At 47.0% G+C, this 10,332-nt stretch carries 8 protein-coding genes and 1 pseudogene; 4 read left to right on the top strand and 5 right to left on the bottom strand.

What is annotated here, in order from left to right:
* Window positions 1-106 (top strand): annotated as a pseudogene (locus ACEPPX_RS07295) (IS1595 family transposase); the annotation flags it as partial.
* Window positions 107-266: 160 nt separating this feature from the next.
* Here ACEPPX_RS07295 and ACEPPX_RS07290 read toward each other — a convergent pair.
* Window positions 267-1,697 (bottom strand): aminobutyraldehyde dehydrogenase, encoded by a 1,431-nt coding sequence (locus ACEPPX_RS07290; protein WP_416623509.1) that lies wholly within the window; start codon window positions 1,695-1,697, stop codon window positions 267-269.
* Between the two features lie 100 nt (window positions 1,698-1,797).
* The gene (locus ACEPPX_RS07285) at window positions 1,798-3,177 is read right to left on the bottom strand and encodes a putrescine aminotransferase (protein WP_416623508.1); all 1,380 of its coding nucleotides are present in this window, start codon (window positions 3,175-3,177) and stop codon (window positions 1,798-1,800) included.
* A gap of 283 nt (window positions 3,178-3,460) precedes the next feature.
* On the opposite strand from ACEPPX_RS07285, the gene mutL reads away from it, so the two are divergent.
* Complete coding sequence (gene mutL, locus ACEPPX_RS07280; protein ID WP_416623516.1) at window positions 3,461-5,416, top strand: DNA mismatch repair endonuclease MutL; 1,956 nt, start codon at window positions 3,461-3,463, stop codon at window positions 5,414-5,416.
* Window positions 5,417-5,507: 91 nt separating this feature from the next.
* Here mutL and ACEPPX_RS07275 read toward each other — a convergent pair whose 3' ends face one another.
* A complete protein-coding gene (locus ACEPPX_RS07275; protein ID WP_416623515.1) occupies window positions 5,508-6,431 on the bottom strand; it encodes a LysR substrate-binding domain-containing protein in 924 nt (307 codons plus the stop codon).
* A gap of 104 nt (window positions 6,432-6,535) precedes the next feature.
* Between ACEPPX_RS07275 and ACEPPX_RS07270 the strand changes: the two genes are divergently transcribed.
* Together ACEPPX_RS07270 and ACEPPX_RS07265 are read left to right on the top strand one after the other, a co-directional pair.
* Window positions 6,536-7,396 (top strand): MBL fold metallo-hydrolase, encoded by an 861-nt coding sequence (locus ACEPPX_RS07270; protein ID WP_047761119.1) that lies wholly within the window; start codon window positions 6,536-6,538, stop codon window positions 7,394-7,396.
* Window positions 7,397-7,775: 379 nt separating this feature from the next.
* Window positions 7,776-8,471, top strand: a complete 696-nt coding sequence (locus tag ACEPPX_RS07265) for a VIT1/CCC1 transporter family protein (RefSeq protein ID WP_047761118.1) — start codon at window positions 7,776-7,778, stop codon at window positions 8,469-8,471.
* Between the two features lie 179 nt (window positions 8,472-8,650).
* Here the strand turns inward: ACEPPX_RS07265 and greB are convergent, their stop codons facing one another.
* Both greB and nagZ read right to left on the bottom strand, forming a co-directional pair.
* Window positions 8,651-9,142, bottom strand: coding sequence for a transcription elongation factor GreB (gene greB, locus ACEPPX_RS07260; protein ID WP_416623507.1), 492 nt, complete (start codon window positions 9,140-9,142; stop codon window positions 8,651-8,653).
* Between the two features lie 39 nt (window positions 9,143-9,181).
* A complete protein-coding gene (gene nagZ, locus ACEPPX_RS07255) occupies window positions 9,182-10,267 on the bottom strand; it encodes a beta-N-acetylhexosaminidase (RefSeq protein WP_416623506.1) in 1,086 nt (361 codons plus the stop codon).
* Between the last annotated feature and the right edge of the window lie 65 nt (window positions 10,268-10,332).

Here is a 10,332-nt window from a genome sequence, read left to right as displayed (position 1 = left end):
TGACCGAAAATCTTTCCCTTTATTCTTGAAAGAATGCGAATTTCGTTTTAACTTTGGTACACCAAAAGAGCAACTTAAAATCTTGCGAATTTGGTGTGATATTTAAGGCTAATCTAATACAGCCCCTATATCTATCAGGTAGCCCTTCTACTTTTGTAAAACGGTTATCAAATAATCTTTCATCAAGTCGGCTGATTAATTGGGTTACATGGCATTAATATCTACTATATCCCCCAACCATTTGATTTCCTAAAAAGAAAAGCTAACTACAAAGCGACCATTACATGTTTGGTAATGAGATAATCTCCCACTGCTTCAGCCGATAAATCCTTACCAAAACCGGATTGCTTGAACCCACCATGCGGTGTTTCAGAAGTCAACGGCAAATGATCATTTACCCATACCGTGCCAAAGCGTAAATTAGCTGAAAAATTCATAGCGCGGGCCACATCAGCTGTGAATACCGATGAAGCCAAACCAAAGCGCACATCATTGGCCATATGCAATGCCTCTTCATCACTCTTGAATGTTTGCAAGGTCATTACCGGGCCGAATACTTCGTTTTGCACAATTTCGGCAGTTTGCTCCACGCCACTGAGAATAGTCGGGCTGTAATAATGACCGCCTCCAAAATCAAGCGAATGACCGCCAAACAATGTTTTTGCTCCTGCGGCTTTGGCACGTTCGATAAAACCGGATACACGCTCCAGCTGCTTGGCTGAAATCAACGATCCCATCATAGTATCGGCTTCAAAGGGCAAGCCTACTTTAAAGTTTTTCGCTGCAGCCAGCAGTGCTTCAGTAAACTGATCCACAACAGATTCATGCACTAAAAGACGCGTAGCAGCAGTACAATCCTGCCCTGAATTGAAAAATCCGCCGAACACTGCTTTTTCTGCTGCCTTTTCAATATCGGCATCCGACAAAACAATCAAGGGAGCTTTTCCGCCTAGTTCCAAATGTACGCGCTTAAGGGTATCTGCCGCCGAGCGCATAATAAATTTTCCGGTATCGCCGGAGCCGGTTAAACTTACCATTTGGATATCATGGTGAGCCACAATCGCTTTACCCGTTTCTGCAGCTCCGGTAATAATATTCAGCACACCGTCAGGCAAACCGGCTTCTTGAGCAATTTCTCCCAATAATAATGCGGTACGCGGGGTAAGCTCGGAAGGCTTAATAACGGAAGTACAACCTGCGGCCAATGCCGGGCCTATTTTCCAAGCTGCCATCAGTAGTGGATAATTCCACGGCGCAATACCTGCTGTTACACCGCATGGCTCTCTTCTCAACATCGAGGTATACGCGGGATTATACTCACCCGCACGGCTGCCATGAATATCGCGTGCGGCAGTAGCAAAAAAGCGCAAATTGTCTGCCACAAAGGGTAAATCCCCTCCTTTGCTGACAAATTCGTAAGGTTTACCGCTGTCTTCACTTTCGATTTTTGCCAACTCGTCACTACGCTCTTCAACGATATCCGCCATTTTCCACAATACGGCCGAACGCTCTCCCGGGCTAAGCTTGCTCCAACGACCGTCTTCAAATGCTTCTTTAGCCGCAGACACCGCAGCGTTAACTTCTTTCTCTCCCGCTACTGCCACTTGTGCTACAGTCTCGCCCGTAGCCGGATTTTCGACAGCAATTGTATCTGCACCATTCTGCCACGCACCATTAATCCATAATTTATATTCCATCGCTTCTCTCCTTTGTTTCCGAACGGCTGACTCCGTACTATTTTATTACTTAGTAAACACAAAGGCCGTCTGAACACTCTGTTTCAGACGGCCTTTTCATTTAAACCGCTTCGCTGACGCTTTTAAGCGTATCTTCCAACCGTACCAACACTTCATCGAGCAATTCGTAAGAAATATTGAGTGCGGGCTCAAGACGAACGACTGAAGAATTATTCAGCGTACCCGAAGTCAACACATTGCGCTTGAACAAACCCGAAACCACTTTATAGCCGATCTCATCGTTTTCAAACACCATGGCAAGCAATAAGCCTTTACCGCGGATATCTTTCAAAATATGCGGATATTTATTGCGCAACATACCGATTTTCTTCATCAGGTACTCGCCTTTTTCCGCTGCCTGCTGAGGTAGGTTTTCTTCAAGCATGACACTGATTCCGGCTAAGGCTGCGGCACAAGCCAACGGGTTACCGCCCGTAGTAGTGGTATGCATGAATGGATTGGGTTCGAGACATGCCCAAATTTCAGCGCTAGAGAAAAAGCCGGACATCGGTACTACGCCACCGCCCAAGGCTTTGCCGAAACAAATGATATCGGGCGTTACCCCCCAGTGATCTACACCGAATACTTTACCGGTGCGGCCAAAACCGGTTTGCACCTCATCGGCAATCAGCAAGACGCCATAACGGCTACATATTTCGCGCAATCGAGGCCAATAGTCGTCAGGTGGAACAATCGCTCCGGCCTCTCCCTGCACGGGTTCTGCCACAACGGCCGCCACATCCATACTACCTACCGAATCGGCGATACGCAAAAGTTGCTCCACCGCATCGGCATCACCGTATGGTACATGGCGGATACCGCCCAGCAGAGGGAGCAAAGGCTCGCGGTAAACAAACTTACCCAACAGCGAAAGCGCACCTAAAGATTTGCCATGAAAGCCGCCGGTAGTCGAGATAAAACCGCGCCGTCCCGTATAAAGCTTGGCCAGTTTCATCGCCCCATCCACCGCCTCGGTGCCGCTATTGGCAAAAAATCCGTATTGCAGATTTCCCGGAGTCAGTTTGGCCAAAACTTTAGCCAGTTGCCCGCGCAAGGGGTCAAGCATTTCTTGGCTATATTGCGGACTGCGGTCAAGCTGGGCTTTGACAGCCGCAACGATTTTGGGATGACGGATACCCGGGCTATAAAGCCCGAATCCTCCGAGCATATCGATATATTCGCGCCCCATAATATCGCGTAATATCGAACCTTCGCCGCACCAATCGGTAAGCGCAAAATCCGTAGTTTCGGTTACTGATTTTCGATAATTCAAAAAGCCGCGGTTAACGTGGTTGGCAAAATTTTCGGCTACTTGAGAAGATACCCAATGGCGCTGTTCGTCATTCAACTGCTCCTCGGGTGTATTGACAATATCCAGCATACGGCTGGCTTCAAGGTAAGCCTCATCAAGGTTTCTGCTGGCTGGGCTGGTTTTCTGCATAGTTCCTCCTGGCATCGCACATGGTACTCACCGCAGGCACAACCTTATTGATGAAACGTTACAAAAACTGAATAACCAATAAAATTAAGCCGGCTGATTCGATAATTCTTTCATGGCACCGCTAAGATAAAATGGAATAAAAAAATCTAAAAAAACAAAAGCAAACTTGCTTTGACACCAATCTACCCTGTTTAATCAAAAGTCGTCAAGAGGGAGCTTTTTCCTTTCAGACGGCCTATACGCTATAATCACCCCCATTAAGTACCCTTGCCGATTGATGAAAATGAACCGTATTGCCGCCCTTCCCGACCATCTTGTCAACCAAATCGCAGCGGGTGAAGTAGTCGAACGCCCGGCCAACGCCGTCAAGGAGATCGTTGAAAACAGCATTGATGCGGGCGCTACCGAAATCAATGTCGAACTTTCGGGCGGCGGCATCAAACTCATCCGCATTACCGACAACGGCAAAGGCATTCATCCGGATGATATCGAATTGGCGCTTTCACGCCATGCCACCAGCAAAATACAAAGCCTTTCCGATTTGGAGCGCGTGGCTAGTATGGGTTTTCGTGGCGAAGGTTTAGCCAGTATCGCATCGGTATCGCGGCTCACACTAACCAGCCGACAAGCCGATAACAGCCATGGACGACGCATCAGTGCCGTAGACGGCAAACTCCACCAAGGCGGTGCTGCCGCACATCCGGTCGGCACTACCGTAGAAGTCGGCGAATTATTTTTCAACACACCGGCACGCCGTAAATTTTTGAAGTCGGAAAACACCGAATACGCCCATTGCGCCACCATGCTCGAACGCCTGGCATTGGCCAATCCCCATATCGGCTTTTCTCTCAAGCGCGAAGGTAAAACCGTTTTCCAATATCCGCCGCAATCGCTCGGTGAACGCGTAGCCGCGATTGTCGGCACAGACTTTCAGACGGCCTCGCTGGAAATCGACAGCGGCAGCGGCCCGTTACGTTTAACCGGTTTTATTGCCAAACCCACTTTTGCCAAAGGAAAAACCGACAAACAATTCTGCTTTGTCAACCGCCGCTTCGTTCGCGATAAAGTCATGCTGCATGCCGTCAAACAAGCCTATCGCGACGTTTTGCACAATGCACTTACCCCCGCATTCGTACTATTTTTAGAACTGCCGCCCGAAACTGTGGATGTCAACGTACATCCAACCAAAACCGAAATCCGTTTCCGAGGCAGTCAAGCCGTACATCAGCTGGTTTTCCACACCCTCAACAAAGCCTTAGCAGAAACCCGGGCCGACCAAACCGAAAGCGTTAGCAATGTAGGCAGCATACTGCATAACATTGCAGTGGGAAAAAACTCTGCAACCCCTACCTCTTCTTTTTCAGACGGCATGAATCCTTTACCTGCCGAAAAAAGTACTACTTTTAAAAATACCAATATCAAATCCGCGCCTGCCTCCTATACCCCGGCCGCACGGCCGACCCAACAACGCAGCCTATCCTTACGCGAAAGCCAGGCTGCACTCAATACATACGCGGAGCTATACCGTGACCATAAATCGGTTAGTCACAACGATACCGAACTGCACCCAATAGAATCGGCTTATTTCGGTGGCAAAACAAACGGAATCACCACACCTTCCACTGGTGAAAACCAAACAACCGATACGGAAACACCTCCCCTCGGCTTCGCTATCGCCCAACTTTTAGGCATTTATATATTGGCCCAAGCCGAGGAAAGCCTGTTGCTGATAGACATGCACGCTGCAGCCGAACGGGTGAATTATGAAAAAATGAAAGCACGCCGCAACGAACAAGGCAGCCTACCCTCACAATCTCTTCTGATCCCCGTTACCTTTACCGCAAGCCATGAGGAAATCGCCGCCTTGGCCGATCACGGTGAAATATTGCGCGAATACGGCTTGGAACTTTCCGATATGGGCGGCAACACCATCGCCGTTCGAGCCGTACCGCAAATGCTAGGGAAATCAGATGTTGCCGCACTGGCGCGCGATATGCTGCATGAAGTCGCCCATACAGGATCGGCACAAACCATAGAAGCACGGGAAAACCAAATGCTTGCTACCATGGCCTGCCACGGTTCGGTACGTGCAGGCCGCCAACTCACCCTGCCCGAAATGAACGCTCTCTTGCGCGATATGGAACGTACACCGCGTAGCAACCAATGCAACCACGGCCGCCCTACTTGGGTAAAACTGTCGTTAAAAGATTTAGATTCACTTTTTTTACGCGGGCAATAATCACTATCCATAACCCTTACATTGCTATCCTAAAGAATAGCCGACAGACATAACAAGATAATTGATTAATATAGAAAAATAAATTTACAAGCTACCCTAATCCCAATCTCAAGGGAATACCTTGCAAAGTTGCTTGCCCAACCATATCATGTTGCTGCAACCAAGTTACACAAAAATCAATATAAACACGCACGATGCTGGATGGATGACGATGGCTGGGATAAACCAAATGGATATTTTGCTTAGGCAAAGCCTGCTCTGGCAAAATGATGACAAGCTCTCCACTACGGATAAAACTATCTGCTAGCATCGCCGGCAGCTCACATATACCGTTACCCAACAATGCCCAATATCGCAAATGGAAATAATCATTGGTAGCAAAATGCGGCTTTACCACCAGTATTTTACCACCCAGTCTCCATTCTGCCTGCTTATCCGCCGCCTCTGCATTACAAGCCAAAGGAAAATCCAATAACCTGTCAATACTGTCCGGCATGCCGTAACGGGCAGTAAACGTTTTTCCGGCTACCAAGCGCATTTCCAGTTCCATCACTTTTTTCGCTACCATATTTTCCACTCCGACAGCTCCCACTCTAACAGCCACATCAATACCATCAGCAATCAGATCGAGTTTTCGGTTATTCGCTGCTACATGTACATCGATATCAGGATAAGCCAATTGGAAATCATGCAGTAATGCCCACCACAATTCAAAAGCTTGCGGCATCGAAAGTCTTAATTTTCCAGTTAATTTTTGCTGGCTGTTACGGATATACTGCTCTACCGTACTCAAACTTTCAATACTTTCTCCTGCCTGTTCAACAAGCTGCTGGCCGCTTGATGTCAAACGGATACCTTGGCGGGAACGCTCAATAAGCTGTACGCTCAAGTATCTTTCCAACTCTTTAATTTTTCGGCTCAAAGTGGCAATAGGAATGCCTGTTTTAGTGCTACAACCCGAAAAACTTCCCGCTTGAACCAAGGCAATAAACATTTTTACTGCATTTAAATCTATTTTTAATTTCCATATTTGAAAACAATACTTTCATTTTAGTATCTATTTTTTTATTTTTAAAACAAATACAATCAAATTCGTTATCCAATATAAGGTTCTATACAATGAAAAATACCGCTGCACTACTTCTAACTGCTTCACTTTTAAGCCAAACCGCTTTAGCGGATAACTTAAAATTTCATACTTACAACCCTCAAGAAAATAGTATTTTCCCGGTTACCAGCGTTATCGTCGAAGGAGACAGCGAGTTGATGCTTGTAGATGCACAATTCCAACGTAATGACGCACTGAAAGTAGTATCTCAACTGCAATCACTCAACAAACCTCTGAAAATCATTTATATCAGCCACTATGATCCTGATTTTTATTTTGGCTTAGATGTCATCACCCAAGCTTTTCCAAAGGCAAAGGTAATCGCTACTCCCGAAACTGCTAATCATATTCAAAACAGTATTATCGGCAAATACAACTATTGGTCACCGATTCTAAAAGAAAATGCCCCAAAGGCTTTAGTATTGCCACAACCTTTTACCGGCAATAACTTGACAGTCGGTAACAGCCGCATAGCCATAAAAGGCCAAGATATTGACCCTGCACATACCTATTTATGGGATACGCAAAGCCGCACCCTATTTGGCGGTGTGCAACTTTACCAAGGTATGCACTTATGGTTGGCTGACAGCCAAACGGCAGAAGCCCGTAGCCGCTGGCAGCAAAGCCTTCAACAAATGGCAGAATTAGAACCCAAAACGGTTATTCCCGGACACTTTATCGGTACACCTAGTCCAAAGGTTATTCAAGAAAACCAAGAATATCTGCGCCATGTGGAAAAAAATTGGCATCCAGGTGAAACAAGCAAGGTATTTATCCAAAAAATAAAAGCCGAATATCCGAATTACAAAGGCACCCAAGATTTGGAATTAAGTGCCAAGGTATTAAGCGGTGAAATGAAATGGCCGCAATAAGCGGAAACAAAACAATTGATACCCCGAAACTCTGTAAATACGATTAAGAATCTCAGCGTTTTTTACTACTGAAATACACACCACAGTCCTTTATTAATCTTGGTAAGCACGGATATGCACCAACGTGCTTACCTGATAGGACTCACCCTCCGAAGTTGTTAAATCTTAATACCTATTTTATACCGATCAATCTTTACAGACTTACTTATGGCAAAGGTCATAGGCACAGTATATTGTGATGCAATAGAAACACAGACACAAAAGAAGGCCTGGCAGTAGCAATCAAACCGGGCAGCTATTCGCTTACTCTCTAATTTAAGCTTTACTTAATCCTTCTATGTTAAGATTAATAAGAAATTATTAACGATAGAGAACTCTCATGCATTCCCACAGCGAACAACATTACAGCCACCGCGGTAACTGGCTGCGGGCCGGTGTGCTCGGTGCAAACGACGGCCTGATTTCAACCGCCAGCCTTTTGATGGGTTTAGCCGCTGCCAAGCCCGATTTCCACACATTAATGCTTACCGGTGTATCCGCCTTGGTAGCTGGAGCCATTTCCATGGCAGCTGGCGAATACGTATCCGTATCAAGCCAATCTGATACCGAACGCGCCGACTTAGCCAAAGAAGAATATGAATTGGCCAACAACCCCGAACGTGAACTAGCTGAACTGGCGGGAATTTACCGCCAACGCGGACTGACACCAGAGCTGGCTCAACAAGTAGCGGAACAGCTGACCGCACATAATGCGCTCGATGCCCACGCACGTGACGAAATCGGCATTACCGAAACCGCCAGTGCCAATCCTTTGCAAGCGTCGGGAGCCTCCGCTTTGGCTTTTTGTTGCGGAGCTATCCTTCCGCTGCTTGTTGCGCTGCTCACTCCTTCCGAACAATTAATGACGGTATTAGCCGGAACCACTTTAATCGGCTTGGCCATTTTGGGCTTTTTATCGGCCAAACTCGGCGGCGCACGGATTCTGCCGGCACTGATGCGCGTATTGATTTGGGGCTCCGTCGCATTGGCATCCACGGCTTTCATCGGTAAATTATTGGGGGTAAACGTGGCTTAAAGCCTTCTCATTTCCATAAAAGATTTCACCCCGCTTTCTGAAAAACAGCGGGGTGAAATCTTTTAATACGGATACCGATAGATCAAAATTTAAATATAGGCCGTCTGAAAATTACAGATACTTATCTTCTGTTTTTTCAGACGGCCTATTTTACGAAAATCACTTTAAATAGAAATTCTTTAGTCAATCTTGATATATTGTACCGATAAAATCTCGATGGTTTCCTGTCCATCCGGACCGTTCAGCACAACTTCATCTCCCTCGCGCGCCTTAATCAAACAGCGTGCCAAAGGAGATACCCAAGAAATTTTGTTGCGGGCGGTATCAATTTCATCCACTCCGACGATTTTAACGGTTTGCTCGCTGCCATCACCACGTAACAATTCAACCGTAGCGCTAAAAAATATCTGGTCGGTCGGCTCTCTTGCTTCGGGATCCACAACCACAGCCGCTTCCAAACGCTTGGTTAGAAAGCGAATGCGGCGGTCAATCTCACGCATCCGCCGCTTACCGTAAAGATAATCGCCGTTCTCACTGCGGTCGCCATTGCCGGCCGCCCAATTTACCACCTGCACAATTTCCGGGCGCTCTTTATTAACCAACTGGTAAAGTTCGTCTTTCAATGCCTGCCAGCCGCCGGGAGTAATATAATTTTTTAGCGTATCACTCATTTTACCAATGCTTAAGTCTAACCAATCATAAAAATACTGTTAAAACGCTTCACCTACTTTCACACCGCCGGCCAAATCTTTAGGACTCGCCAAACGGGCAACGGCAACCCTAGCAGCTTGAAACTCGGACATTTCCAAAATCGCTTGCACTTTTTCCGTTCCCAAAGTATTGGCCATATACTGCCAGCGTGCGGCCAGCTCGGGATTGTCGGGCATTTCAAAATTACAACGCAATTCATCAACCAAATCCGGGCGGTTACATACCAAAACAATATCGCAGCCCGCATCAAACGAAATTTGCGCACGCGCTTTAATTCCGCCCGCCCCGCTAGCGCCTTCCATAGTCAGGTCGTCTGAAAATATCACCCCGTTAAAGCCGATATCCCTACGCAGGATCTGCTTGAGCCATTTTTCAGAAAAGCCTGCGGGCTTCGAATCTACCAGAGGATAAACCACATGTGCGGGCATCACCGCCGCCATACCTTCGGCAGCCAATCGGCGGAAAGGCAGAATATCGGCCGCTTCAAGCTCATCCAAGCAACGATTATCTTGTGGAAGCACATGATGGCTGTCTCCCTCTACAAAACCGTGACCGGGAAAATGCTTACCGCAAGTTTTCATACCGCCACGATTTAAACCCTTCTGCAATGCCAAAGCCAATTCAGTAACAACCTCAGCCTCTCGGTGGAAACTACGGTTACCGATAACGGCGCATTGCCCCCAGTTCAAATCCAACACTGGCGTAAATGATAGATCAATACCGCAAGCAGAAAGTTCGGTAGCCAATACCCAACCGACTTGTTCCGCCTGAGCTTTAGCTGCATCCGCTCCGGATTCATCCCAAATTTCACCTAATACACTCATGGCGGGCAAACGGGTGAAGCCTTCTATGAAACGCTGTACCCTTCCTCCTTCATGATCTACGGCAATAATCAATTCGGGAGTACGCAAAGCTTTGATTTCCACCACCAACGCTTTAAGCTGCTCGATATTTTCAAAATTTCGACGGAATAAAATCACGCCGCCCACTGCCGGGTCGCGCAGGCGCTGCTTTTCTTCTTCAGTAAGCTTGAAAGCTTGTACATCGGCCATTACCGGGCCGCGCGGAATACGGGTTTCAGACATAGTATCCTCGGAGAAAACATAAAGTCCGACTTACTGATTTCAAGCCGAATCAAATATACTAAATT

The organism is Neisseria sp. S1 (assembly GCF_048060015.1).
Taxonomy (GTDB): domain Bacteria; phylum Pseudomonadota; class Gammaproteobacteria; order Burkholderiales; family Neisseriaceae; genus Neisseria; species Neisseria arctica.
This window is presented reverse-complemented; position numbering and strand designations above follow the sequence as displayed.

Bases quoted from the DNA above. Each gene is read 5' to 3' on its own strand.
- ACEPPX_RS07265 (WP_047761118.1), top strand. From the start codon at position 7,776: ATGCATTCCCACAGCGAACAACATTACAGCCACCGCGGTAACTGGCTG.
- nagZ (WP_416623506.1), bottom strand. From the start codon at position 10,267: ATGTCTGAAACCCGTATTCCGCGCGGCCCGGTAATGGCCGATGTACAA.
- mutL (WP_416623516.1), top strand. From the start codon at position 3,461: ATGAACCGTATTGCCGCCCTTCCCGACCATCTTGTCAACCAAATCGCA.
- greB (WP_416623507.1), bottom strand. From the start codon at position 9,142: ATGAGTGATACGCTAAAAAATTATATTACTCCCGGCGGCTGGCAGGCA.
- ACEPPX_RS07285 (WP_416623508.1), bottom strand. From the start codon at position 3,177: ATGCAGAAAACCAGCCCAGCCAGCAGAAACCTTGATGAGGCTTACCTT.
- ACEPPX_RS07290 (WP_416623509.1), bottom strand. From the start codon at position 1,697: ATGGAATATAAATTATGGATTAATGGTGCGTGGCAGAATGGTGCAGAT.
- ACEPPX_RS07270 (WP_047761119.1), top strand. From the start codon at position 6,536: ATGAAAAATACCGCTGCACTACTTCTAACTGCTTCACTTTTAAGCCAA.